We start from the raw sequence: 24,026 nt of genomic DNA on the forward strand, positions 1-24,026 counted from the left end.
TTCGAGACTTAAAATTGGGGGTCTGGTCTGACAATCGGACAAATGGGGCCTAACGGCACCATTTGTCCGTTGGTCAGACCTGACCCCGATCTTCATGCGGTTATACTCCTTAGCGAAAGGAGTTCTGCATGCCCCATGACGTCAGCCTGATTACCACTATTGCCGCAGCCCTCGGCTTCGGTCTCGTCTTTGGCTTTATCGCCACCCGCCTCAAACTTCCCGCACTGGTCGGCTACCTGGCGGCCGGCATCCTGATCGGTCCCGCCACCCCCGGCTTTGTCGCCGATACCGCCCTCGCCGGCCAGCTGGCCGAGATTGGCGTGATGCTGATGATGTTCGGCGTCGGCCTGCACTTCTCGCTGGACGACCTGTGGGAGGTGCGCAAAGTCGCCCTGCCCGGCGCCATCCTGCAGATCGGCGCCGCCACCGGCATGGGCATGGCCCTGGCGCACTGGTGGGGCTGGAGCCTGGGCGGCGGCCTGGTGTTCGGCCTGGCGCTGTCGGTGGCCAGCACGGTGGTTCTGCTGCGGGCGCTGGAGGAGCGCGGCACGCTGGATTCGTTCAACGGCCGCATTGCCGTCGGCTGGCTGGTGGTGGAAGACCTGGTCACCGTGCTGGTGCTGGTGCTGCTGCCGGCGGTCGCGGGCGCGCTGGGCGGCCATGCGCCGGATGCTGCGCACGGCCACGGGGCCGCGGAAGGCGGCCTGCTCAAGGCGCTCGCCGTGACGTTGGGCCAGGTGGCCCTGTTTGTCGGCTTCATGCTGCTGGTGGGGCGCAAGCTCTTCCCGTGGATCCTGTGGCAGGTGGCGCGCACCAAATCGCGCGAGCTGTTCACCCTGTGCGTGATCGCGGCGGCGGTGGGTATTGCCTATGCGGCCACGGTGCTGTTTGGCATTTCCTTCGCGCTGGGCGCCTTCTTCGCCGGCATGGTGCTGCGCGAATCGGAGCTGAGCCACCGCGCCGCGCACGAATCGCTGCCGCTGCGCGATGCGTTTGCGGTGCTGTTCTTTGTTTCGGTCGGCATGCTGTTCGAGCCGACCATCCTGGTCGAGCAGCCGCTGCGCGTGCTGGCTGTGGTACTGGTCATCCTGTTCGGCAAATCGCTGGCCGCCTTCGCCCTGGTGGCGTTGCTGCGCTACCCGGCCGGCACCGCGCTGATGGTCTCCGCCAGCCTGGCGCAGATTGGCGAGTTCTCGTTCATCCTGGCCGCGCTGGGCATTTCGCTGGGCCTGCTGCCGCACGAAGGGCAAAGCCTGATCCTGGCGGGTGCCATCCTGTCGATTGCCCTCAACCCGGTCATGTTCCTGCTGAGCGACTGGCTGGAACGCCTGCTGGGCAAGAACAAAGCGCTGGCCGCGCGCTATGCGCGCAGCGCCGACCCGCTGGCCGAACTGCCGATGAGCACCGCGCCGTCCAAGCTGGAAGGCCAGGTGGTGCTGGTCGGTTACGGCCGCGTCGGTCGCAATATCGCCGAAGCGCTGGCGGCGCAAGGCATCGAATACGTGGTGGCCGAGCAGAACCGCGAGCTGGTCGACCAGTTGCGCCAGCAGGGCATCGCCGCGGTCGCGGGCAATGCCGGCGAGCCGGGCGTGCTGATCCAGGCGCACATCCACAAGGCCCGCATGCTGGTGGTGGCGACGCCAGACACCTTCCACGTGCGCGCCATGATCGAAACCGCGCGCGCACTGAACCCCGACATCCAGATCGCCGTACGCACGCACAGCGAAGAAGAAGCCGCGCTCCTGCGCAATGAACGCGCCGGCGCCATCTTCATCGGCGAGCAAGAGCTGGCCAAATCGATGGCCGCCCACGTGGCCGCCACCATCGCCAAATAACTCCGCAGCAAATGTCCACTTTGGGGTCAGGAACAGAAGTGGACATTCTTGAAGAAAATGTCCACTTTTGTTCCTGACCCCAAAGTGGACATTTGCGCTTACAGGCGGCTGGCGAGCTCGGCGCCTTCTTTGATGGCGCGTTTGGCGTCGAGCTCGGCCGCCAGGGCGGCGCCGCCGATTTTGTGGAAGCGGGGGGCGCCGGGGGCGGGGGGGGCGCCTTCGGGCGGCATCAGCTCGGTCAGGCTTTCCTGGCCGGCGCAGATCACCACGTTGTCCACCGCCAGCAGGCGTTCTTCTTCACCGACTACGATGTGCAGGCCGTGGTCGTCGATCAGCTTGTATTGCACGCCAGGGATCATGACGACGCCATTGCGCGCCAGCACGGCGCGGTGCACCCAGCCGGAAGTCTTGCCGAGGCCGGCACCGAGCTTGCTGGTCTTGCGCTGCAGCAGGTAGAGCTGGCGCACGGGCTCGGCGACCTTGGCAGGCACCAGGCCGCCGCCGGTCTTGGCGTGCAGGTCGACGCCCCATTCGGCGGTCCAGTGTTCTTTCGCCAGCGGCAGGGAATGCTCGGGGTTGTGCAGCAGGTATTCGCCAACGTCGAAGCCGATGCCGCCGGCGCCGATGATGGCGACGCGCTTGCCAACCGGTTTCTTGTCGCGCAGGACGTCGAGGTAGGACAGCACCTTCGGGTGGTCGATGCCGTCGATCTTCGGCTTGCGTACGCGGATGCCGGTGGCGACGATCACGTCGTCGTAGCCGCCGGCCAGCAGCTCTTCGCGCGTGACGCGGTGATTGAGCTGCAGCTTGACGCCGGTCAGCTCGATCTTGCGGCCGAAGTAGCGCAGTGTTTCGTTGAATTCTTCCTTGCCGGGGATTTGCCGGGCGATGTTGAACTGGCCACCAATGCGGTCGCCGGCATCGAACAGGGTGACGTCGTGGCCGCATTCGGCGGCGACGGTGGCGGCCGACAGGCCGGCCGGTCCGGCGCCGACCACGGCTACCTTGCGCCGTGCGGTGGCCTTGCGGTACACCAGCTCGGTCTCGTGGCAGGCGCGCGGGTTGACCAGGCAGCTGGCGCGCTTGTTCTGGAAAGTGTGGTCCAGGCAGGCCTGGTTGCAGCCGATGCAGGTGTTGATCTCATCGACGCGCCCTTCGGCGGCCTTCTTCACGAACTCGGCGTCGGCCAGGAAGGGGCGTGCCATCGACACCATGTCGGCGTCGCCGCGGCGCAGGATGTCTTCCGCTTCGGCCGGCATGTTGATGCGGTTGGAGGCGACCACCGGGATGGTGACCTCTTTGCGCAGGCGGCCTGCCACTTCGGCGAAGGCGGCGCGCGGCACGGAGGTGACGATGGTCGGCACGCGCGCTTCGTGCCAGCCGATGCCGGTGTTCAGGATGGTGGCGCCGGCGTGCTGCAGGGCCTTGGCGACGGTGACCACTTCGTCCCAGGTATTGCCGCCGTCGACCAGGTCGAGCAGGGAGTGGCGGTACATGATGATGAAGTCGCGTCCCACCGCTTCGCGCATACGGCGCACGATCTCCACCGGCAGGCGCATGCGGTTTTCGATGCTGCCGCCCCAGCGGTCAGTGCGCAGGTTGGTGCGCGCGCACAGGAACTGGTTCAGCAGGTAGCCTTCGCTGCCCATCACTTCCACGCCGTCGTAGCCGGCCTTCTGCGCCAATTTGGCGGCGCGCACATAGGCTTTGATGGTCGATTCGATGCCGCCTTCGGTCAGCGCCTTCGGCTTGAAGGGCGAGATCGGCGACTTCTTGTCGGAGGCGGAGACGGCGAAGGGCTGGTAGCCGTAGCGCCCTGCGTGCAGGATCTGCATCAGGATCTTGCCGCCCTCTTCATGCACGGCATTGGTCACCTTGCGGTGATTGAAGACGTCGCCGATGAAGTTCATGGTGCCGCCGAACGGCAGCAGCCAGCCCTGGCGGTTGGGCGAAATGCCGCCGGTGACGATCATGCCGACGCCGCCCCTGGCGCGCTCGCGGTAGAAGGCGGCCAGCTTGTCATAGTTGTAGAAGCGGTCCTCTAACCCCGTGTGCATGGAGCCCATGATGACGCGATTGCGCAAGGTGGTGAAACCCAGGTCGAGGGGCGACAAAAGGTGAGGGAAATTCATGGTCATGGCGGTATGGCGGGAGTTTCGTGCGCTGTCTAACGATGGAAGCGCGCGGCGCTTGTATTCTGCCACCAGTTCCCTTACGCTGGAAGGATGAAGCAACTGTTATTAGTACTGTTCCTCGGTTTTACTGCGCCTGCGATGGGCGCGGGACAGGCGTCCCGGTTGGAAATGCCGAAGCTGGAAGTGAGCGTGCACCGGGTCAAGGCAGATGCGCAGCAACTCTATGAAGTGAACGCCAGCGGCACGGTGAATGCCTCGCTGCCCACGGTCTGGCGCACCCTCACCACCTACGACCGCATGGAGGAATTCGTGCCCGACCTGGCGTCGTGCCGGGTGCTCTCGCGCAATGGCAATGAAGTCATTATTGAGCAATTCGGCACGGCCCGCTTCCTGTTCATGTCGCGCTCCATCCACCTGGTGGTGCGCGCGACGGAGCAGCCGATGTCGTCGATCGACATCGCCCTGGTATCGGGGGATATGAAGCACTACGAGGCACGCTGGGAACTGATTCCCGTTCCGGAAACCGGCGGCACCCGCGTGATCTACAGCGGGCGCCTGATGCCGAACTTCTATGTGCCCGGCCTGCTGGGCACCAATATCATCCGCGGCGACATCGAGCGCATGATGCACGCGGTGCTGGCCCATCTTGAGCGCCAGCCGGCGTTGCCAAAACAGTCGGAACTGGCGCGCGGCCTGGCCGGCGGCGCGCAGGTGCCTTAAGAGGCGTACTGGTCGCGGCCGCGCACTTCGGCGAAGTTTTCCAGGCTGCCGATGCGGATCACCACCGGGTTCATGCTGGACTTGCTCTGCATGGAACGCCAGGCGAATTGCCATTCTTTCTCGATCGAATCTTCACGCGTCTTGGTGAAAGCGGCGCCCAGGGCGGCGCGGCCGCCGTACTCGACGGCGCCATCGATGCCGGCCCAGTTCGGCAGGGTGCGCTGCACGGCGCGGTGGATGCGCTCGCCAAACTCTTCCGTGTTGTGGATGACCAGGCAGCTGTCGGCGCCGAAGTGGTCGAACAGCTCAGGTTTCCAGGCTTGCGAGAAGCTCAGGGTCAGGAAGCTGCCCACAGGGCGCAGCACGAACTGGCCTTCCTTCAGGGCGAGTTCGAGTTCGCTGCGCGGGCCGTAGCGGTGCAGCGTCGGTGGGCGTTGGTAGTCGTGCATGATGTTTCTTAGTTCTGGTTTCGTTCGATGTGCCGCACGTGGCGGTGGGCACGCATAAAGGTCGAGGCGATGAAGATTTCGCGCAGCAGGTAGCCGAAATTGCCGATCAGGCAGATCATCGCCGCAACGAAGAGGCCGGCAATGTACTTGTCCAGCGGCAGGTTGGTGGTGTCGCCGACGAACAGCAGGGCCACCACCAGGCCGACGAACAGGCCGCAGGCCGTGCACAGCGCAATCGCCACATTGATCAGGTGCGAGCGGCGGTACAGCACGTCCAGCTCATTGATGTAGTTGTCGTTATACGCTACATCCAGGCGTTCTTCCAGCACGCGCGAGCGGTCGATGATGCGCGCCAGGCGGTTCAGCAGCACCAGCAGGTTGGTGCAGACGGTGGACAGCATGAACACCGGGGCAATCGCGAGCTGGATGATGTGGGCGATGTCGCCGAGCTGGAGGTTCATTATGCGAAGCGTCCTTGCTGTCGGAATTGTTCGGTGGCGTTGACCAGGGCGCGGCTGATGCCCTGCTCCATGGCGCCGTGGCCGGCGTCCGGGATCATTTTCATCACCGCCTTGTCGCCCCATACCTGCTGCAGGCGCCAGGCCGAAACCGGCGGGCAGATCACGTCGTAGCGGCCCTGCACGATCACGGCCGGCAGGTGGGCGATGCGCTCCACATTGGCCAGCAGCTGGTTGTCGCTGAAGAAGCCCAGGTTGGCCATGTAGTGCGATTCCATGCGGCCCACGCCCAGGTCCAGGGTGTCCGACGGCGGTTCGTCCGGCTGCGGCAGCAGGAAGACGCGGCGGCCTTCGAAGCGGCTCCAGGCGCGCACGGCGGGCCAGTGCACGTCCGGGTCCGGATCCATGATGCGTTTGACGTAGGCTTGCAGCAGGTTGCCGCGCTCTTCGGCCGGGATGGGCGCGATGAATTCGTCGTACACCTCGGGGTGGAACCATTCGGCGCCGTGCAGGAACCAGTCGATTTCCTTCTGCGTGCAGAGGAAGATGCCGCGCAGGACAAAGCCCAGGCAGCGCTCGGGGTGCGCCTGGCCGTAGGCCAGCGCCAGCGTGGAGCCCCAGGAACCACCGAACACCAGCCATTTCTCGATGCCGAACATGGTGCGCAGGCGTTCGATGTCCTCGATCAGGAGCTGGGTAGTGTTGTTGCGCACTTCGCCCAGCGGGGTCGATTTGCCGGCGCCGCGCTGGTCAAACAGGATGACGCGGTAGTGGTCCGGATTGAAGAAGCGGCGGTGCTGCGGCGACATGCCGGCGCCCGGGCCGCCATGCAAGAAGACCACGGGGATGCCGTTCGGGTTGCCCACCTCTTCCCAATAGATTGTATGGATGTCATCAACCGCCAGCATGCCGCTCTGGCGGGGCTGGATCGGGGGGAACAGGTGTGGCAGGGCGTCAGGCATGGCTATCCTCTGTGCGTGAAGCCAAGATTGTAACCGCTCAGAAGAAGGTGTTCACGGCTTGCAGCACGTTGTAGTCGTCATCCACCAGCAGCAGCAGCGGCCATTTGTCGAAAGTCGTGCAGGGGTGGGAGATGCCGCAGCCGACCAGGTCGCCCACCTGCAGGTCGGCTGCCACGCCCTCCGGCCAGCGCAGGTAGGCGTGCTGGTCGTTCATCTTGTCGATCACGGCGCCCTGCGGCAGGGACAGCGCCAGCCCGCCTTCTCCCGGCGCGCGTGGCCGGTGCGCGGCGATGGGCTTGGGCAGCCCCAGGTCATGCGAGGCGTCGCGCTTGCCCAGCGCCAGGATGGCCAGGCTGGGTTCGGGGCGCGACAGGACGGTGGTCCAGACCTCCAGCGCCGGGCGCAAGCCCTCGCCTGCCGGGCTGCCTTCGCGCGCGGCCAGTTCGCTGGTCAGCCCTCCGTAGTAGCCGTGGTCATTGGTCAGGTAGCAGCCGCTGCGCAGGATGGGCAGCACTTTCTTGCCCTGCACCGCCAGCCCGGCGAACTCGCGCGCCACGCGGTCGAAATAGGCCGAGCCGCCGGCGGAGATGATCACCTGCTCGCCGCCGAACAGGCCCTCGCCTGCCGCTGCCGCCAGCAATTCCGCCATGCGCTGCAGGAAGCCGTTGACCACTTCGATGTCCGCCGCGCGGTCGTCGGTCACGACCAGGCCCTCGTAGCCTTCGATGCCCGCCAGCTGCAGGCCCGGCGCCGCCGCCACCGCGCGCGCCACCGCCATCACCTCCTCCGGCGCGCGGCAGCCGGCACGCTTGCCCTTCATGCCCAGCTCCACCAGCAATGGCAAGGGCCGCTGCAGCCCGAACGCCTGCACCGCCTGCGACAGGCGCTGCACGCCCTGCAGGGAATCGACCAGCGCGTAGAACGCGAAGCCGGCATCCTCCTGCATCAGATGCAGCACGGCGCGGATATCGGCAGGCGCCACCAGCTCATTGGCCAGGATCACGCGCCGCACACCGAAGCGCACTGCCACCTGCACCTGCGGGATGGTGGCCAGCGTAATGCCCCAGGCGCCGTTCGCGATCTGCGCCGCGAACAGCTGCGGGCTCATGGTGGTTTTGCCGTGCGGCGCCAGCAGCACGCCATGGCGCTCGCAGAAGGTGCGCATCCAGTCCAGGTTGTGCTGCAGGGCGGACGCCTTGAGCAGCGCCACCGGCAGGCTGGTATCGGCCGCCAGCACGTTCCAGTGCTGGGCACCGATCATGTGCTGGCGCAGCGGTTCAACGATGGGCAGGCCCTTCACGCCGGGCTGCAAGGTCTGTTCTTCGAGTTCGGGGACGGCCAGCATAAATCTTCCAATCAATCTGCACGTGCGTCGCACGTTCCTAAGCGTTCCAGCAAGAATACCACCCGGTACGCAATCGAGAACTTCAACGCCCGTTACTTTTGGTGATATTTGCGTTCAACTCAGCCCGATAGAATAACGGCCCTTCAACTTTTGATGCTCTTCATTAATGAAAATTTCCACAAAGATCAAGCGCTTATCGGTCGCCTTTACGCTGGCAGGCGCCGCCTTACTGAGCGGTTGCGCATCCTCGTATGTCGACACCGCGACCAAGGAAGTGCCTGTTGCCCAGTACAAGAAACCGGCGCAACTCAAACCCGTCAAGCTGTCATTTGAATTCCAGTCCAAAGGCGCGCCGAACAGCCGGGCGACCGACCTTTTGAAGGACCAGGTTGCCGAACAGGTCAACAACAGCGGCGTATTCACCGATGCAGCCGGCGTGCCGGATGCCGGCATACTGCAAGTGGTACTGAACAACGTGCCGGTCGAAGGCCAGAATCCTGCCGCCGCCGGCTTCGTCACTGGCCTGACCTTTGGCGCTGTAGGCAGCTCGGTCACCGACGGCTATGTTTGCACCATTTCCTATCTGGCGCCCGGCCAATCGCAACCTGTCCAGGTAAGCGCGCGCCATGCTATCCACACTACGCTCGGCGCCGCCAGCGCACCGGTGAATGCGGAAAAGTCGCCATCCATGGAAGCAGCTGTGCGCAAAATGACCCGCGACGTGGTGAGCACCGCACTGCGCGACTTGTCGCACTCCGCGAACTTCAACTAAGGAATTGGCCATGAATCGTTTCATGCGTTTGCTGGCCGTGGCCGGCGTCATGGTGGCAGCGACCCAACTCGTGGGGTGTGCCTCGATCAAGATGGGCATGCCAACCGCATCAATGGACAACACCGTCAAAATGCGCGCCAGCGGCGGCATGGCGCCAGCCGCCGTAGGCAGCTTCGTCCTGGAAGCCGGCAAGCCTGCAGAGATGGATCAATCCGTGAATGTGCGCGCCAGGAACAGTTTGGCGTCGCCGATCAACAACTCGTTTGCCGAATATCTGAAAGAAACGCTGCGTGTCGAGCTGGAGGCAGCGCAACTGCTGGATCCCAATTCGCCAATCCGGATTAACGGCACCCTGATGGACTCGATGCTCGACCCCGCGATCGGCACCGGCAAGGGGCAGCTGCAGGCGCGGTTCGTGGTTAAGCGTGCCGACGTGGTGAAGTACGACCGCAGCCTGGCGGTGGCGTCGGAGTGGGATTCCTCCTTCATCGGCGCCGTCGCCATTCCGGCCGCCGTGCAGAATTACCAGCTGTTGTACCGCAAGCTCGTTAGCCAACTGTTCGACGACCCGGATTTCCGCAAAGCTTTGCTCAACTGACCCCCAAAGCCCGGCATCACCGGGCTTTTCTCATTGGGGAGGACGCGTCGCAGCTCAGTGCCACAGGCCGAGGATCAGGCCGAAGACCAGGAACTGGGCGGTGTGGTAGCCGCCGTCGATCAGCCACAGCTTGAAGCTGCGCTGGGCGAACTGGTAGTTGATGCCAAAGCTGGCCGCCACCATGCCGAAGCCGGCCAGCAGGCCATGCTTGAGGGCGTACTCCAGCGAGGGTGCCAGGCCGACCCAGCGCGCGAAGGCAAGCGCGGCCAGCAGGGAGAACAGGAAGGAAATGCCAAACACCTTGGCCGGGTGGCCATCCTGCTTTACGCCGCCGTTCTCATCGTTCCACATCTTGCCGAACATAACCGGCGAATACCACAGGCCGCCCAGCATGAAGCTCGACACGGCCGCCAGCAGCACGGCCCAGTAATTCAGTGGCCACAGTTCCATCGTTGTCTCCCCAGGTAGTTATTGTTGAGAAGGAACGATATGCGAGCAGCGGCGCGCGGTCAATCAACTGTTGCGCTTGCGGCGCGCGAGTCCTGCTACGCCAAGACCCGCCAGCAGCAAGGCAGGGCTGGCCGGCTCGGGCACCGCGACGGCCTGGTCCTCGACGGTCAGAACCATATTGTCGAGGTTGAGTATGTAATTTTCGAAGTCGGGCAGGATGGAGAAGCTATGGATGGCCGTCGTGGTGCTCACTTCGAGCATTTCGCGCACGGGATTGCCCGTGTCGTTGAGCACACGGTGCAAGGCGAGCAGGTTGCCGTCGATGTCGAACGCTTTCAAAGTCGCGTTCGTCCCGGAATAGGATTCGATTTTGATGCCGAACACTTGCCGCGTGAAGTAACCGATCGGGTTGGTCGAGGTCACGAAATGATTGTTGGCGTTGCCATCGAAGAAGCTGGCCTGCATTACCGTGCCCTGGGTGAAGACGATGCCCAGCGAGGCGTATTCGTCGCGAACCCAGCCAAAAGGAGGCAGCGGGACATCATCCGCCGTGCCGATTTTCCCATCTGCTCCCGGCGCGGCTTCAAAGTCCAGGACTACGACGCCAGCCGACGCGGAGCCCACGACTCCCACCAAACCAGCCAACAGCACCGCACATAACGCTTTCTTCATGCAATTCACGCTATCTCCTTTCAAAAAACACATACTGGAGATGAATTGCTTTATTGTCAACTTCGATTAATGGTCAATTACAATGGGCCGCCAGCATCTCTCCCACCTTGCCTGCAGCGGCATGGCGGTCGTCGGCCCAGGTCATGGCCAATTCGGTGGCGGTCGGTGCTTCGCGGCGCAGGAAGCTGACATACGTGGCGCCCTTCTTGCCGGTGACATGCAGCAGGCGCACTTCGCAGCTGCGGCGCTCGCCGCCACTGCTGGCGGCGGCTTTGGCGGTGCTGAGCACGTCGACCTTGGTCACCTGGCCTATATGCGCGACCAGCGGCGCGCGCTGGTTCAGGATGTCGACCAGCTTGTCCTGTGGCAGGTCACGGCTGCAGCCGCTGGCGCCCAGTGCCAGTGCCAGCGCGAGGGCCGGGCTGGAATGCTGTTTCATGGCGGCTCCATGGAAAAAACGCCGGCCGGTACGGAGACCGGACGGCGTTCGCGTTGCGTTGCTCTTTGCTGCGATCAGGACATGTGCTGGCCGCCGTTGATCGCGATATTGGCGCCGGTGACGAAGGCCGCTTCTTCCGATGCCAGGTAAGCCACCAGGCCTGCCACTTCTTCCGGCTTGCCCAGGCGCGCCATCGGGATTTGCGGGATGATCTTCGAATCCAGCACGTCTTTCGGGATCTCCATCACCATCTTGGTGCCGATATAGCCTGGCGAAATGGTGTTCACGGTGACACCCTTGCGCGCCACTTCCAGCGCCAGCGCCTTGGTGAAGCCGTGCACGCCGGCCTTGGCCGCCGAGTAGTTGGTCTGGCCGAAAGCACCCTTCTGGCCGTTGACCGAGGAGATGTTGATGATGCGGCCCCAGCCGCGATCAACCATCTTGTCCGCGACCGGTTTGGTCATGTTGAACACGGAGTCGAGGTTGGTCTTCATCACTGCATCCCAATTGACCTTGTCCATCTTCTTGAAGGTCATGTCGCGGGTGATACCGGCGTTATTCACCAGCACGTCCACCTCGCCGATGTCGCGCTCGACCGCCTTGATGCACTCCTGCGCCGAATCGTAGTCCGACACATCGCAAGGATAGGCGGCAAAGTTATAGCCCTGGTCCTTCATCGTGGCCAGCCACGACTCATGCGTCTTATTGCTCGGGGAATACGTCGTTACTACTTTGTAGCCCAGCGCGACCAGCTTGATGCAAATCGCTTCGCCCAGACCACCCATGCCGCCCGTTACCAATGCAACTCGTGCCATTTAATGTTCCCCTAATCGATTTAAACGAAAGCTTATTCCCTCTCTACTGCCAGTGCTACGCCCATGCCGCCGCCGATGCACAGCGAGGCCAGGCCCTTCTTCGCGTCACGGCGGACCATCTCATGCAGCAGGGTCACCAGGATGCGGGCGCCGGAAGCGCCGATCGGGTGGCCGATGGCAATCGCGCCGCCGTTGACGTTGATCTTGCTGGTGTCCCAGCCCATTTCCTTGTTCACGGCGCAGGCCTGCGCGGCGAACGCTTCATTGATTTCCAGCAGGTCCAGGTCTTGCGGCGACCAGCCGGCCTTCTTCAGGCACAGCTGCGAGGCCGGGACCGGGCCCATGCCCATGTAGGCTGGGTCCAGGCCGGACGAGGCGTAGGCCTTGATGCGCGCCAGCGGGGTCAGGCCCAGCTGCTTGGCCTGGGTGGCGGACATCATGATCACGGCGGCGGCGCCGTCGTTCAGGCCGGAGGCGTTGCCGGCGGTGACCGAGCCGGCCTTGTCGAAGGCTGGGCGCAGGCCGGCCAGCGCGTCGAGCGTCGAGCCTGGCTTGATGTACTCATCCTGGTCGAACAGGATGCTGCCCTTCTTCTGCACGATTTCCAGCGGGATGATCTCGTCCTTGAACTTGCCTTCCTTCTGCGCGGCTTCGGCTTTCAGCTGCGATTGCAGGGCGAATTCGTCCTGCTGGGCGCGCGAGATATCGTATTTCTTGGCGACGTTCTCGGCGGTGATGCCCATGTGGTACTGGTTGTACACGTCCCACAGGCCATCGACGATCATGGTGTCGACCATTTTGGCGTCGCCCATGCGGAAGCCGTCGCGCGAGCCGTTCAGCACGTGCGGCGAGGCGCTCATGTTTTCCTGGCCGCCGGCGATGATGATGTTGGCATCGCCGCACTTGATGGCCTGCGCCGCCAGGTGGGTGGCCTTCAGGCCACTGCCGCACACCTTATTGATGGTGTAGCCTGGCACGCCGTGCGGCAGGCCTGCCTTGATAACGGCCTGGCGGGCCGGATTCTGGCCCACGCCGGCGGTCAGTACCTGGCCCATGATCACTTCGCTGATCAGGTTGGGATCAATGCCAGTCTTGGACAACAAGCCCTTGATGACATGCGCGCCCAGCTCTGCTGCCGGGACCTTGGCCAAGGAACCGCCAAACTTGCCAACTGCGGTTCGGCCTGCTGCAACGATTACTACATCATCCATTCTGCTTCTCCGGGGGTGGTATGAAAATCTTTCAATGCATTCTAGCCAACAAGTGGGGCGGGGGCCAGCAATCGCCTATAGAAACAGGGGCTTATTTAAGGCTACGCTCGTTGCCTCCCGGCCAAATGCCTGGGCACGGTCGAGGGCGTGCAACCCTTGGTCAGCTGCCACTTGCAGCAAGTCTTGCGGATGCTGGACGGCCAGCAATTCGTTGGAAGCCGCGGTCAGGACCGCGAGCGATGCGAGGGTGCTTTCGCGCTGCCAGTCGCAAATGCTGGCGAAGCTGGCTAATTGTGCATCGAACGCCGCTTGCGCGGCGCGCGTGAAATCGTCGCTGAACATTTGCATGCCTAAACTCCTTCCATCGAACGTTGGCTGAGCTACCGCAAGACTTCTCATGTTAATTGGACGATCACTGCGCACGTTTGATAAACATCAAACGCCGCTTTCATTTTGCATAAAACTCAACAAGCTGTCACGACAATAACTTAATACCGTCGAGCGCTGCGGCGCACTGTTCGCGTATCACGTTGACGAAGTCCGTCACGTAAGCCTTGTGCTGCAAGGCCGGCGGCACGGAAACGAAGAGGTCGCTCCACAGGCCGGTATCGCCGATCGGACGCGCCACCACATAGTCGTAATCCACATAGTTCTTGATGGCCCAGTTCGGCAAAGCCGCGACGCCGCGGCGGCTGGCCACCAGCTGCAGGATGGCCACCGTCAGCTCGGCGGTGCGGCGCTGGAAATCGACACCGGCGGGCCGCAGCACTTCGCGGATCAGGTCGATGCGCTGTTCCGGCACCGGATACGTGATCAGGGTTTCGCCGGCGAAGTCATGCGCCGTCAGGCGGCGCTGCGCGGCCAGGCGGTGCTTCTGCGCCATCACCGTCAGGATTTCGAAGCGGAACAGCGGGAAGGTCGTGTATTCGCTGCTGTAGTCGGAGCCGATGACCAGGTCGGCCGCGCCGTTGCGCAGCAGGTCGGCCGGTTCGCTGTGGAAGCCGGATACCAGGTCGATTTCCACATCGGGCCAACGTGTGCGGAATTCATCCATGACCGGCATCAGCCAGTCGAAGCAGGTATGGCATTCCAGTGCGACGCGCAGCTGGCCAGTGTCGCCCTGCGACAGGCGCACCACGTCGCGTTCGGCGCGCTCGACTTCGGGCAGCAGCAAATCGGCTAGTTTCAGCAGCCTTTCGCCGGTAGCCGTAAAGCCAATCGGCATCGATTTACGTTCGAACAGCGGCGATCCGTAGCGGTCTTCCAGCAATTTGATTTGATGCGACAGGGCCGACTGGGTCAGGTTCAGCAATTGGGCGGCCTTGACCAGGCTACCGGAGGAACGTAGCGCCGACAGTGTACGCAAATGACGAATCTCGAGCATGGCTATGAATTATTTTCAAGTGAATGCGCAAAAAGTTTCGTTTTTATTATAAGCCTCCATGCCGCAAACTGTACTGCACCAATATTTCTTAAGCATGACAAAAATGAAACTAATTCAAACCCATATCCCCGGCTTCCCGCGCATCGGCGCGCAACGCGAACTGAAGTTTGCCCTCGAGCGTTTCTGGCGCGGCGAACTCACTGAAGCGGCGCTGCAGGACACCGCCAGCAAGCTCCGTGCCCAGCACTGGAAAACCCAGCGCGAACACGGCCTGGATTTCGTGACGGTCGGCGATTTCGCCCTGTACGACCACGTGGCCAACCATATCCAGCTGTTCGGCTGCGAGCCGGCGCGCTTCGGTTTCAGCGCTGACGACTCGGCGCTGGCGCGCTATTTCGCCATGGCGCGCGGCGATGGTGCACATGAATCGTGCGGCTGCGGCCACAATGGTGCGGCGCTGGAAATGACCAAGTGGTTCGACACCAACTACCACTACCTGGTGCCGGAATTCAGCAGCGGCACCGAATTCTCGCTGCACAGCGAGCCATTGCTGGCACAGGTGGCCGAGGCGCGCGCCGCCGGCCACCCGGTCAAGGTTGTCCTGCTGGGGCCGCTGACCTTCCTCTGGCTCGGCAAGCAGCGTTCCATCGCGGAGGGCGCGGAGGGCGGCGCGGATGGGCGCCTGGACTTGCTGGAGCGCCTGCTGCCGCACTACAGCAAGCTGCTGGTGCAGCTGCGCGCGGCTGGCGCGGAGTGGGTGCAGCTGGACGAGCCCATCCTCGGCCTCGACTTGTCAAACGCGTGGCGCAACGCCTTCGAGCCGGCCTACTGGCTGCTCAACCAGTCCGGCGCCCAACTGCTGCTGGCCACCTACTTCTCGCCGCTGGAAGAGAACGTCAGCCTGGCCTGCCGCCTGCCGGTCGCGGGCCTGCACGTCGATGCGGTGCGCGCGGCCAGCGAACTGATCAGCGTGGCGGACTGGCTGCCGGCGCATAAAGTGCTGTCGGTCGGCATCATTGATGGCCGCAACATCTGGCGCAGCGACCTGGACACGGCACTGGCCACGCTGATGCCGGTGCTGGCCAAACGCAGTGGCCCGGTCTGGCTCTCGACATCGTGCTCACTGCTGCACGTGCCGTACAGCCTGGCCGCCGAGCCGGCGCTTGACGAAGAGCTGCGTTCCTGGCTCGCCTTCGCCGAAGAAAAACTGGGCGAGCTGGCCCTGCTGAAGACCGCGCTCTCCGCCGACGAACGCGTGTCCGGCCAGGCCGCACGCGGGATCGCCGCCGCGCGCGCCGCGCTGGCCAGCCGCCGCGCCAGCCCGCGCGTCCACAATGCCGCGATCCAGGCCCGCGTAGCCGAGCTGGGCGCCAGCCAGGCCGCCGACCGCCGCGCCTCGCCGTTCGCCGCGCGCCAGCCGCAGCAACAGGCCCGCCTCAAACTGCCGGCCTTCCCGACCACCACCATCGGCTCCTTCCCGCAAACGGCGCAAATCCGCGCCGCGCGCGCCGCCTTCAAGCGCGGCGAGCTGGAAGCGCCGGCCTACCAGCAAGCGATGCGCGCCGAGATCGAATACGCCATCCGCCAGCAGGAAGAACTCGGCCTCGACGTGCTGGTGCACGGCGAAGCGGAACGCAACGATATGGTGGAGTATTTCGGCGAACAGCTGGACGGGTTCGCTTTCACCGCCAACGGCTGGGTGCAGTCCTACGGCTCGCGCTGCGTCAAGCCGCCCATCATTTACGGCGACGTCCAGCGCCCGCAAGCGATGACGGTGGACTGGGCCGAGTACGCGCAAAGCCTGACCGGAAAACCGGTGAAAGGCATGCTGACCGGCCCCGTCACCATCCTGCAGTGGTCCTTCGTGCGCGACGACCAGGCGCGGGCCGACACCACCTTCCAGATCGCCGCCGCCATCCGCGACGAAGTGCGCGACCTGGAACGGGCCGGCATCGCCGTGATCCAGATCGACGAACCGGCTTTGCGCGAAGGCTTGCCGCTGCGCCGCAGCCGCTGGGATGCCTACCTGGCCTGGGCCACCAAGGCCTTCCGCCTGAGCGCCGCCGTGGCGGCCGACGCCACCCAGGTCCACACGCATATGTGCTATGCGGAGTTCAACGACATCCTGCCCGCGATTGCCGCGCTGGATGCGGACGTGATCACGATCGAATCGAGCCGCTCCGCCATGGAACTGCTGGGCGGCTTCGCCAGCTTCCGCTACCCGAACGAGATCGGGCCGGGCGTGTACGACATCCACTCGCCGCGCGTACCGGGCAGCGATGAAATGGTTGGCTTACTGCGCAAGGCGGCCAAGGTGGTTCCACCGGCTCAGCTCTGGGTCAATCCCGACTGCGGCCTGAAAACCCGCGCCTGGCCGGAAACCACCGCCGCCCTGCAAAACATGATCCGTGCCGCGCGCCAGCTGCGCAAGGAGATGGAACTTTCTTAAACCTTTCCTGTCCCAGCTCAAAACCCATTCCTGCGAGGTGACGCGCAGTTGAGTCATCTCAAAGGGGGGTTATATGGACAATTCGGCCCGCATCACGAAGGTGGAGGTTGAGGTGGACAATGTCAAAAGGGATATCGACCGCCTGTATGGCGCAATCGACCGGCTGCGCGAGCATATGGATAAAGGGTTCAGCGAGGTCCGGAGGGAGATTGCCGTCAATACCCGCTGGCTCGTGGGTCTCACTCTCGCGAATACGGCAATGATTCTGGGTTTAAGTGGCCGACTCCTCGGCCTCTATTAGCCAACAGCATACCTCCGCCGCACGACAGTGTCGCCATCGACATCACCCATTCATGGCAATTGGGGACGGAAATTGGAAACGATTGAGTTGAAAAGTGCCGCTGCCGCATCGCGTCCCGGCTGGCACACCAGCGCGAAGTGCAGGATTTTACGGCGCGTCACATAGCCAAGGTAAAAGTACAAATGCTGCCCGGGAGCATCTGCGGCATACATCATCTCAATACCATCGCCACCTGAATGCTGTCGCGCAGTGCGCCGCAGCACTTCCACCTGGCCAGGGAACTGGCTTTCAAACGCGGCGTGCCTGCTTTCCAGGCACGCCTCCGCCATCAGCACGGCCTTCTCATCGGGAATAGCGTAAAAATCCGCGCTGATGGTGATGCTGGCGCCATCCTTCTCCGAATAAAAATTGAAGCTGTTGTCTTCAGATGTCGGCAGTTGCCGCCAATGCGGCGGCAGGTCCAGCAGGAATTCGTTGTAGGAGTATTCAGCCAGCTTGGGCTTTGCCGGCGCGGGCTGGCTGAAAGAAAACGAGTAGTTGAACTTCATTGGGATTTGCCTTTAGTAGCTTCTTGAATTTTAGATTTCACCAAAGCGAGGAACGATGCCCTCTCGCTCGGGCTGGCAAAAGTGCGGTTGGGGATCACAAAGGCCATCTGCTGGGTCACGTAAACCGCGACAAATCCGGGACGGGAGATTGCGCAAACAACTCCATGCCAGTAGAAGAATGACTTGTTGAATTTGGTTTCCTCAACCAGGGCCTCGGGGCCTACTTCAACCCTATGGCGCGTCAGTATCGCGTGGTTCTTGGTTGAGACCAGGTAAAGGCTGTTGAACACAACAATCTGAAATGTCCAAAGCAGTACATAGTAAAACGCTGCCATGAACCAGGCAGGGGCCTCCATGCCAGGATCCGGGACATAAAATGGCATTGCGGCAACAAGCAGGAGGAAGCCCTGCATGACCGGTGAACAGAACTGGTGGATCGCGGTGAAAACCAGCATATCCCAAAAAGTGTTGTCGTATTCGATTCGCATTGCGGTAGCGAAATTCATCATTACAAAAATGATAACACAGGCTCCGCTGGAACCCGCATAAATGCAGGGTTCCCTTCCCCAAGCAACGTTTAGCAAAGTACAATGCACGCAGCCTGGGCCGAGCCCGTTACCTTGCGATTGTTATGCCGAAGAGCACGTTCCAAAAGCCTATCGAAATCAAGATTTCCACCGTTGTCGCCGTGTCGGCGATCATGTACACCAGCGACCTGGTGGCCCTCGACGCCGCCATGCGCGAGATGACCGGCGGCGTGCCGGACTTCTTCGAAGGCGACCTGGCCGTGATCGATGTGGGCGACCTGGCGCCAGGCTGCGAACGGATCGACTGGGCGGCCACCATCGCCCTCCTGAAAAAATACCGCCTGAATCCGGTGGCCGTGCGCAACGCCACGCCGGATATGGTGGATGAAATCCAGCAACACGGCCTGCAACTGGACAGCGGCAAGCGCGACGAAGCGCCCGCCCCGGCCAAGGCAGCGCCTGCTCCGGCCCCAGCGCCGGCCCCGGCCCCCGCCCCTGCGGCGGCGCCGACGGCACCAGCTTTCAGCGGCACCATGATCATCGATACCCCGGTCCGCGCCGGCCAGCGCATCTATGCGCGGGGCGGCGACCTGATCGTGATGGCGGTCGTGAACAACGGCGCCGAGATCATCGCGGATGGCAGTATTCACGTTTACAACACTTTGAACGGCCGCGCCCTGGCGGGCGCCTCGGGCGATACCAATGCCCGCATTTTCGCTCTGTCGATGAGCCCGGAACTGGTCTCGATCGCGGGCGTATACAGCACGTTTGAAGACGGATTCCCGGCTGCCCACGCACGCCAGCCGACACAAATCCGGCTGAGTGGCGACAGACTGGATATACAATCTGTCAATTCCGCAAAATAATTAGTTCAGTAAAGGATCCTTTGTGGCACGAATTATTGTAGTTACGTCCGGCAAGGGCGGTGTCGGCAAAACGACTTCCAGCGCCAGCTTCTCCACCGGCCTCGCCCTGCGCGGCCACAAAACCGTCGTCATCGACTTTGACGTCGGCCTGCGCAACCTGGACCTGATCATGGGTTGCGAACGACGCGTTGTGTATGACCTGATCAATGTGGTGAACAAGGAAGCCACCCTGAACCAGGCCCTGATCAAGGACAAGCACTGCGAAAACCTGTACATCCTGCCGGCGTCCCAGACGCGCGACAAGGATGCGCTGACCGAAGACGGCGTGGAAGCCGTGCTGGCGGAGCTGATCAAGATGGACTTCGAGTTCATCATCTGCGACTCGCCGGCCGGTATCGAGCACGGCGCCCTGATGGCGCTGACTTTCGCCGACGAAGCGCTGATCGTGACCAATCCGGAAGTGTCGTCGGTGCGCGACTCCGACCGCATCCTGGGCATCATCCAGGCCAAGTCGCGCCGCGCGCTGTCGGGTGGCGAACCGGTCAAGGAACACCTGCTGATCACCCGCTACTCGCCCAAGCGCGTGGAAGCGGGTGAAATGCTGTCCTTCACCGATGTGCAGGAAATCCTGCGCATTCCATTGATCGGCATCATCCCGGAGTCGGAGCAGGTACTGCATGCTTCCAACCAGGGTAACCCGGCGATCCATTTCAAGGGTACCGATGTGTCCGAGGCTTACACCGACGTGGTGTCGCGCTTCCTGGGCGAAGAAGTTGAGCTGAAGTTTACCGACTATGAAAAGCCTGGTTTCCTGAAGCGTATCTTTGGAGCTAAATAAATGGCGCTGCTTTCTTTCCTGTTCCAAAACAAGCCGAAAACGGCAGTTGCGGCCAAGGAGCGCCTGCAGATCATCATCGCCCGCGAGCGTAACGGCCGCGCGGGCCCGGATTTCCTGCCGGCGCTGCATAAAGAGCTGATCGATGTGATTTCCAAGTACACCAAGGTGTCGGCGGACGATATCAAGATTTCGCTCGACCGCCAGGGCAACCTGGAGGTGTTGGACGTTAACGTCGTCCTGCCGGACGCTTAAACCGGAAAACCAGGGTCGGGCGGGGACTCAGCGTCCCCGCCAGCCCCTGGTTTTGTGGTTTTCCGGTTCTAACGGCCCTGCACCATCACCTGCCGGGCCACCTTGGCACACGCCTCCACATGCTGATAGCCAATCTGCCGAAACGCAAAGAAACCAATAGTCGCTGACGCAAGTTGACCGGCAATAGGCACCAGCTTGCCGGCCTGCTTGGCCGCCAGCTTGCCAGCGCTGCGTTTCAGCACGGTAGCGACCAGTTCGCGCGTTACCACTTTCCCCACCAGCATCCCACCCAGGCTGATCACCGCCTCGTAAGCGACCAGCTTCAGTTTGGGCTGCATGCGGTCGATCTGGGCCGGGGTCAGGCCGAATTCATGGTTCACGTCGTCGATCAGCTGGGTGAACAGGCGCAGGTCCGAAACCACGTCCACGCCCGGGATCGGCACCGCCGCCACCCCGGCCGAGACGGCGGCCCGGCGCCGCACCAGGCGGCGGCAGCGTTCCCGGACGGCATCAATATCGGCTTCGGTCGCCGGCATCACGGTCCACTCGTTTTTCATGGTTTTGGCCCCTTCATCGGCTTGCTAAAGATCACCCCTTCCATTGTGCTGGCCGCCCAAGCAGTGTACCGTGTGATTGGGAGACAGCAACGCACGGCAAGTAAAGTAGTACCATGCGGCAATGTTTGATCAAATTGGTAACTATTTCTTGTAAATCTCTGTTATATTCGTGTGACTGCTTCTTAACATTTTGCTGTAAAGAACCATGAGAATCGTTGTCCTTGACGCTGACCGCAGCCAGGCAGACCTGATCTGCCAGGTGCTGACGTCTGCCGGTCATGCCTGCCACGGCTTCCAGTCGGCCAAGGACTTGCTGGCCAACCTGCGCAAAGACAGCTACGACATGCTGATCCTCGACTGGCAGGTAGCTGATATGGAGCCCAGCGAGCTGGTTCGCAAGGTCCGCGAGAAGCTGCCGGAAAACGGCCCGGTGCTGTTCCTGACCACCAGTTCCGGCGAAGACGATATCGTGGCCGGCCTGTCGGCCGGCGCCGAGGATTACCTGGTCAAGCCGCTGCGGCGCGCTGAGCTGGTGGCGCGCGTGCAGGCACAGCTGCGCCTGGCTTACCCGAGCCAGAATGGGGCGGAACAGTTGCAATTCGGCCAATACGTCTTCGAAACCCGCCCGGGCCGCCTGCTGATGGATGGCCAGGTGCTGGACGTGACCCACAAAGAGTTCTACCTGGCCTTGCTGTTTTTCCGCAACATCGGCCGCCCGCTGTCGCGCGCCTACATCCACGAAGCGGTCTGGATCCGCGAGACCGACGTGCCGTCGCGCACGATGGACACGCACGTGTCGCGCGTACGCAATAAACTGCAGCTGAAACCCGAGAATGGTTTCCGCCTGGTGCCGGTGTACAGCTATGGCTACCGGCTGGAAAAGCTCGGTACCTGAGCTCAAATCACATCAAGGTATAATGGCGGCTGGAATCGTCCGCCTATACCGAAATGCAACTCCTCGCCGTCGGCCTCAACCATACAACCGCGCCTGTCGCCTTGCGCGAACGGCTGGCGTTCGCGCCTGAGCAGTTGGGCACGGCGGTAGCGGCGGCGCGCAACTGGTTTGCGCGTGCCGACTCCAAGGGCGGCGACGAGGCGGCCATCCTGTCCACCTGCAACCGCACTGAGCTGTACGCCGCCAGCAATGCGGCCCATCCGCTCGACGCCGGCGCCCAATTCCTGGCCGATTTCCACAAGCTGAACTATTCCGAGCTGCGCCCGCACCTGTACATGCTGCCGCAGCACGATGCCGTGCGCCACACCTTCCGCGTCGCCTCCGGGCTGGACTCGATGGTGCTGGGCGAAACCCAGATCCTGGGCCAGATCAAGGACGCCATCCGCACCGCCGACGAAGCGGGCGGCCTCGGCACCTACCTGCACCAGCTGTTCCAGCGCAGCTTCTCGGTGGCCAAGGAAGTGCGCAGCACGACCGAGATCGGCGCCCACAGCGTGTCGATGGCGGCCGCCGCCGTGCGCCTGTCGCAGCGCATCTTCGACAAGATCTCCGAGCAGAACGTGCTGTTCATCGGCGCCGGCGAAATGATCGAACTGTGCGCCACCCACTTCGCGGCGCAGAACCCGAAAACAATCACGGTGGCCAACCGCACCATGGAGCGCGGCGAAGCGCTGGCGCACCGCTTCAACGGCAAGGCCATGCGCCTGGCCGACCTGGGCAACCAGCTGCAGCAATTCGACATCGTGGTGTCCTGCACCGCCTCCTCGCTGCCGCTGATCGGCCTGGGCATGGTGGAACGCGCCATCAAGGCACGCCGCCACAAGCCGATGTTCATGGTCGACCTGGCCGTGCCGCGCGATATCGAACCGGAAGTGGGCCGCCTGAACGACGCCTTCCTGTACACCGTGGACGACCTGGGCAAGGTGGTGCAGACCGGCATGGAAAACCGCCAGGCCGCGGTGGCGCAAGCCGAAGCGATTATTGAGACCCGCGTGCAATCCTTCATGCACTGGATCGACGACCGCGCCGTGGTGCCGGTGATCCAGGGCCTGCAGGAAAACAGCGAGACGATCCGCCTGCTGGAACTGGAACGGGCGCGCAAGCTGCTCGCCAAGGGCGAATCGGTGGATGCGGTACTGGAAGCGCTGTCGCGCGGCCTGACCGCCAAGTTCATGCACGGCCCGCAGCAGGCGCTGCACCGCGCCCAGGGCGACGAACGCGCCCAGCTGGCCGAACTGCTGCCACAACTGTTCCGCGGCCGCCGTTAGCGCCGCCCTGCCCCGCCTGCCGCCCCTGCGCGGCGCCCCGTACTATCCCCCTCGAATACAGGACCGTATGAAACCATCAATGCTGGCCAAGCTGGACCAACTGGCAAACCGCCTGGTCGAACTGGACGAACTGCTGATGTCCGAAGGCGCGACATCGAATATGGACAGCTACCGCAAGATGACGCGCGAGCACAGCGAGCTGCAGCCGCTGGTGGCGCTGTACAAGGACTACCAGCAAGTGCTAGGCGATATCGACGACGCGCAAGCCATGCTGTCCGACCCGGACATGAAGGAATTCGCGCAGGAGGAAATCGAAGCCGGCAAGGCGCGCCTGGGCGGCCTGGAACTGGACTTGCAGAAGATGCTGCTGCCCAAGGATGAAAACGACGAGCGCAACATCTTCCTCGAAATCCGCGCCGGCACCGGCGGCGACGAATCGGCCCTGTTCGCCGGCGACCTGCTGCGCATGTACACCCGCTATGCCGAGCGCAACCGCTGGCAGGTGGAGATCGTCTCCGCCAGCGAGAGCGACCTGGGCGGCTACCGCGAAGTGATTGCCCGCATCATCGGCAACGGCGCGTACTCGAAATTGAAATTCGAATCCGGCGGCCACCGCGTCCAGCGCGTGCCGGCCACCGAGACCCAGGGCCGCATCCACACCTCCGCCTGCACCGTGGCGGTGATGCCCGAAGCGGACGAAGTGGAAGACGTGCACATCAACCCGGCCGACCTGCGCATCGACACCTACCGCGCCTCCGGCGCCGGCGGCCAGCACATCAACAAGACCGACTCCGCGGTGCGCATCACCCACCTGCCGACCGGCATCGTGGTCGAATGCCAGGACGACCGCTCCCAGCACAAGAACAAGGCCTCGGCCATGAAGGTGCTGGCCGCGCGCATCAAGGACGTGCAGCTGCGCGAACAGCAATCGAAAGAAGCGGCCACGCGCAAGAGCCTGATTGGCTCGGGCGACCGCAGCGAGCGCATCCGTACCTACAATTTCCCGCAAGGGCGCATGACCGACCACCGCATCAACCTGACGCTGTACAAGCTGGACATGATCATGGACGGCGACCTGGGCGAGCTGACCACCGCCCTCACCACCGAGCACCAGGCCGAGCAGCTCGCCGCCCTCGGCGACTAAGCCAAAATGTCCACTTCGGGGTCAGGAAGAAAAGTGGACATTTCAGGAAATGTCCACTTTTCTTCCTGACCCCGAA

Annotated in this window: 27 protein-coding genes; 12 read left to right on the forward strand and 15 right to left on the reverse strand. The window is 63.0% G+C overall.

The window, feature by feature from the left end:
• The first annotated feature begins 128 nt into the window (after nucleotides 1-128).
• Nucleotides 129-1,835 carry a YbaL family putative K(+) efflux transporter gene (gene ybaL / locus ACE3TQ_RS16725; protein ID WP_374583419.1) on the forward strand — a complete coding sequence of 569 codons (1,707 nt, stop codon included), beginning with the start codon at nucleotides 129-131 and terminating at the stop codon, nucleotides 1,833-1,835.
• Between the two features lie 98 nt (nucleotides 1,836-1,933).
• Here ybaL and ACE3TQ_RS16730 read toward each other — a convergent pair whose 3' ends face one another.
• Nucleotides 1,934-3,967 (reverse strand): FAD-dependent oxidoreductase, encoded by a 2,034-nt coding sequence (locus tag ACE3TQ_RS16730; RefSeq protein ID WP_374583420.1) that lies wholly within the window; start codon nucleotides 3,965-3,967, stop codon nucleotides 1,934-1,936.
• Nucleotides 3,968-4,060: 93 nt separating this feature from the next.
• On the opposite strand from ACE3TQ_RS16730, the gene ACE3TQ_RS16735 reads away from it, so the two are divergent.
• The gene (locus ACE3TQ_RS16735; protein ID WP_374583421.1) at nucleotides 4,061-4,690 is read left to right on the forward strand and encodes an SRPBCC family protein; all 630 of its coding nucleotides are present in this window, start codon (nucleotides 4,061-4,063) and stop codon (nucleotides 4,688-4,690) included.
• Here the strand turns inward: ACE3TQ_RS16735 and ACE3TQ_RS16740 are convergent.
• Genes ACE3TQ_RS16740 through ACE3TQ_RS16755 form a run of 4 tightly spaced genes read right to left on the reverse strand, consistent with a single transcriptional unit; the run spans nucleotide 4,687 to nucleotide 7,904 of the window.
• Complete coding sequence (locus ACE3TQ_RS16740; RefSeq protein WP_374583422.1) at nucleotides 4,687-5,139, reverse strand: hypothetical protein; 453 nt, start codon at nucleotides 5,137-5,139, stop codon at nucleotides 4,687-4,689. The genes ACE3TQ_RS16735 and ACE3TQ_RS16740 overlap by 4 nt on opposite strands.
• 8 nt (nucleotides 5,140-5,147) lie before the next feature.
• Entirely contained in the window at nucleotides 5,148-5,600 is a 453-nt protein-coding gene (locus tag ACE3TQ_RS16745; RefSeq protein ID WP_374583423.1) for a DUF2721 domain-containing protein, read from the reverse strand.
• Nucleotides 5,600-6,559: a prolyl aminopeptidase gene (pip, locus tag ACE3TQ_RS16750; protein ID WP_374583424.1), complete on the reverse strand. Its 960-nt coding sequence runs from the start codon at nucleotides 6,557-6,559 to the stop codon at nucleotides 5,600-5,602. The genes ACE3TQ_RS16745 and pip overlap by 1 nt, the downstream gene beginning before the upstream one ends.
• A gap of 37 nt (nucleotides 6,560-6,596) precedes the next feature.
• Complete coding sequence (locus ACE3TQ_RS16755) at nucleotides 6,597-7,904, reverse strand: amino acid deaminase (protein ID WP_374583425.1); 1,308 nt, start codon at nucleotides 7,902-7,904, stop codon at nucleotides 6,597-6,599.
• Nucleotides 7,905-8,070: 166 nt separating this feature from the next.
• Between ACE3TQ_RS16755 and ACE3TQ_RS16760 the strand changes: the two genes are divergently transcribed.
• Complete coding sequence (locus ACE3TQ_RS16760) at nucleotides 8,071-8,676, forward strand: hypothetical protein (RefSeq protein ID WP_374583426.1); 606 nt, start codon at nucleotides 8,071-8,073, stop codon at nucleotides 8,674-8,676.
• Between the two features lie 10 nt (nucleotides 8,677-8,686).
• Nucleotides 8,687-9,274 carry a hypothetical protein gene (locus ACE3TQ_RS16765; RefSeq protein ID WP_374583427.1) on the forward strand — a complete coding sequence of 196 codons (588 nt, stop codon included), beginning with the start codon at nucleotides 8,687-8,689 and terminating at the stop codon, nucleotides 9,272-9,274.
• Between the two features lie 54 nt (nucleotides 9,275-9,328).
• Here the strand turns inward: ACE3TQ_RS16765 and ACE3TQ_RS16770 are convergent, their stop codons facing one another.
• From ACE3TQ_RS16770 to ACE3TQ_RS16800, 7 genes are all read right to left on the reverse strand, one after another.
• The gene (locus tag ACE3TQ_RS16770; protein WP_374583428.1) at nucleotides 9,329-9,724 is read right to left on the reverse strand and encodes a DUF1761 domain-containing protein; all 396 of its coding nucleotides are present in this window, start codon (nucleotides 9,722-9,724) and stop codon (nucleotides 9,329-9,331) included.
• A 63-nt stretch (nucleotides 9,725-9,787) separates the two neighbouring features.
• The gene (locus ACE3TQ_RS16775) at nucleotides 9,788-10,396 is read right to left on the reverse strand and encodes a PEP-CTERM sorting domain-containing protein (RefSeq protein ID WP_374583429.1); all 609 of its coding nucleotides are present in this window, start codon (nucleotides 10,394-10,396) and stop codon (nucleotides 9,788-9,790) included.
• 73 nt (nucleotides 10,397-10,469) lie between these two features.
• Nucleotides 10,470-10,835: a hypothetical protein gene (locus ACE3TQ_RS16780; protein ID WP_374583430.1), complete on the reverse strand. Its 366-nt coding sequence runs from the start codon at nucleotides 10,833-10,835 to the stop codon at nucleotides 10,470-10,472.
• 74 nt (nucleotides 10,836-10,909) lie between these two features.
• The gene (gene phbB, locus ACE3TQ_RS16785; protein ID WP_374583431.1) at nucleotides 10,910-11,650 is read right to left on the reverse strand and encodes an acetoacetyl-CoA reductase; all 741 of its coding nucleotides are present in this window, start codon (nucleotides 11,648-11,650) and stop codon (nucleotides 10,910-10,912) included.
• Between the two features lie 32 nt (nucleotides 11,651-11,682).
• Nucleotides 11,683-12,861, reverse strand: coding sequence for an acetyl-CoA C-acetyltransferase (locus ACE3TQ_RS16790; RefSeq protein ID WP_374583432.1), 1,179 nt, complete (start codon nucleotides 12,859-12,861; stop codon nucleotides 11,683-11,685).
• 75 nt (nucleotides 12,862-12,936) lie between these two features.
• Nucleotides 12,937-13,209, reverse strand: a complete 273-nt coding sequence (locus tag ACE3TQ_RS16795; protein ID WP_374583433.1) for a hypothetical protein — start codon at nucleotides 13,207-13,209, stop codon at nucleotides 12,937-12,939.
• A 127-nt stretch (nucleotides 13,210-13,336) separates the two neighbouring features.
• A complete protein-coding gene (locus ACE3TQ_RS16800) occupies nucleotides 13,337-14,245 on the reverse strand; it encodes a LysR family transcriptional regulator (protein ID WP_374583434.1) in 909 nt (302 codons plus the stop codon).
• Nucleotides 14,246-14,348: 103 nt separating this feature from the next.
• On the opposite strand from ACE3TQ_RS16800, the gene metE reads away from it, so the two are divergent.
• A complete protein-coding gene (gene metE / locus ACE3TQ_RS16805) occupies nucleotides 14,349-16,694 on the forward strand; it encodes a 5-methyltetrahydropteroyltriglutamate--homocysteine S-methyltransferase (RefSeq protein WP_374583435.1) in 2,346 nt (781 codons plus the stop codon).
• 73 nt (nucleotides 16,695-16,767) lie between these two features.
• Entirely contained in the window at nucleotides 16,768-16,995 is a 228-nt protein-coding gene (locus ACE3TQ_RS16810; protein ID WP_374583436.1) for a hypothetical protein, read from the forward strand.
• 50 nt (nucleotides 16,996-17,045) lie between these two features.
• Here the strand turns inward: ACE3TQ_RS16810 and ACE3TQ_RS16815 are convergent, their stop codons facing one another.
• Nucleotides 17,046-17,543 (reverse strand): hypothetical protein, encoded by a 498-nt coding sequence (locus ACE3TQ_RS16815; protein WP_374583437.1) that lies wholly within the window; start codon nucleotides 17,541-17,543, stop codon nucleotides 17,046-17,048.
• Nucleotides 17,540-18,052 (reverse strand): YcxB family protein, encoded by a 513-nt coding sequence (locus ACE3TQ_RS16820; RefSeq protein ID WP_374583438.1) that lies wholly within the window; start codon nucleotides 18,050-18,052, stop codon nucleotides 17,540-17,542. The genes ACE3TQ_RS16815 and ACE3TQ_RS16820 overlap by 4 nt, the downstream gene beginning before the upstream one ends.
• Before the next feature lie 122 nt (nucleotides 18,053-18,174).
• Between ACE3TQ_RS16820 and minC the strand changes: the two genes are divergently transcribed.
• From minC to minE, 3 genes are read left to right on the forward strand one after another with little or no spacing between them, the layout of a single operon-like run.
• Nucleotides 18,175-18,936 (forward strand): septum site-determining protein MinC, encoded by a 762-nt coding sequence (minC, locus tag ACE3TQ_RS16825; RefSeq protein ID WP_374583439.1) that lies wholly within the window; start codon nucleotides 18,175-18,177, stop codon nucleotides 18,934-18,936.
• Between the two features lie 22 nt (nucleotides 18,937-18,958).
• Nucleotides 18,959-19,774, forward strand: coding sequence for a septum site-determining protein MinD (minD, locus tag ACE3TQ_RS16830; RefSeq protein ID WP_374583440.1), 816 nt, complete (start codon nucleotides 18,959-18,961; stop codon nucleotides 19,772-19,774).
• Nucleotides 19,775-20,026, forward strand: coding sequence for a cell division topological specificity factor MinE (minE, locus tag ACE3TQ_RS16835; protein ID WP_161024301.1), 252 nt, complete (start codon nucleotides 19,775-19,777; stop codon nucleotides 20,024-20,026).
• Nucleotides 20,027-20,094: 68 nt separating this feature from the next.
• Here the strand turns inward: minE and ACE3TQ_RS16840 are convergent, their stop codons facing one another.
• On the reverse strand, nucleotides 20,095-20,583 hold the full coding sequence (locus ACE3TQ_RS16840) for a hypothetical protein (RefSeq protein ID WP_374583441.1): 489 nt from the start codon (nucleotides 20,581-20,583) through the stop codon (nucleotides 20,095-20,097).
• 205 nt (nucleotides 20,584-20,788) lie between these two features.
• Between ACE3TQ_RS16840 and ACE3TQ_RS16845 the strand changes: the two genes are divergently transcribed.
• The 3 genes from ACE3TQ_RS16845 to prfA all read left to right on the forward strand — a co-directional run bounded on the left by ACE3TQ_RS16845 (nucleotide 20,789) and on the right by prfA (nucleotide 23,950).
• Nucleotides 20,789-21,478, forward strand: a complete 690-nt coding sequence (locus ACE3TQ_RS16845) for a response regulator transcription factor (RefSeq protein WP_374583442.1) — start codon at nucleotides 20,789-20,791, stop codon at nucleotides 21,476-21,478.
• 53 nt (nucleotides 21,479-21,531) lie between these two features.
• Nucleotides 21,532-22,806, forward strand: a complete 1,275-nt coding sequence (gene hemA, locus ACE3TQ_RS16850) for a glutamyl-tRNA reductase (RefSeq protein ID WP_374583443.1) — start codon at nucleotides 21,532-21,534, stop codon at nucleotides 22,804-22,806.
• Nucleotides 22,807-22,873: 67 nt separating this feature from the next.
• Complete coding sequence (prfA, locus tag ACE3TQ_RS16855; protein WP_374583444.1) at nucleotides 22,874-23,950, forward strand: peptide chain release factor 1; 1,077 nt, start codon at nucleotides 22,874-22,876, stop codon at nucleotides 23,948-23,950.
• Nucleotides 23,951-24,026: the final 76 nt, after the last annotated feature.

It is taken from the genome of Pseudoduganella sp. (assembly GCF_041914865.1).
Taxonomy (GTDB): Bacteria; Pseudomonadota; Gammaproteobacteria; order Burkholderiales; family Burkholderiaceae_D; genus Rugamonas.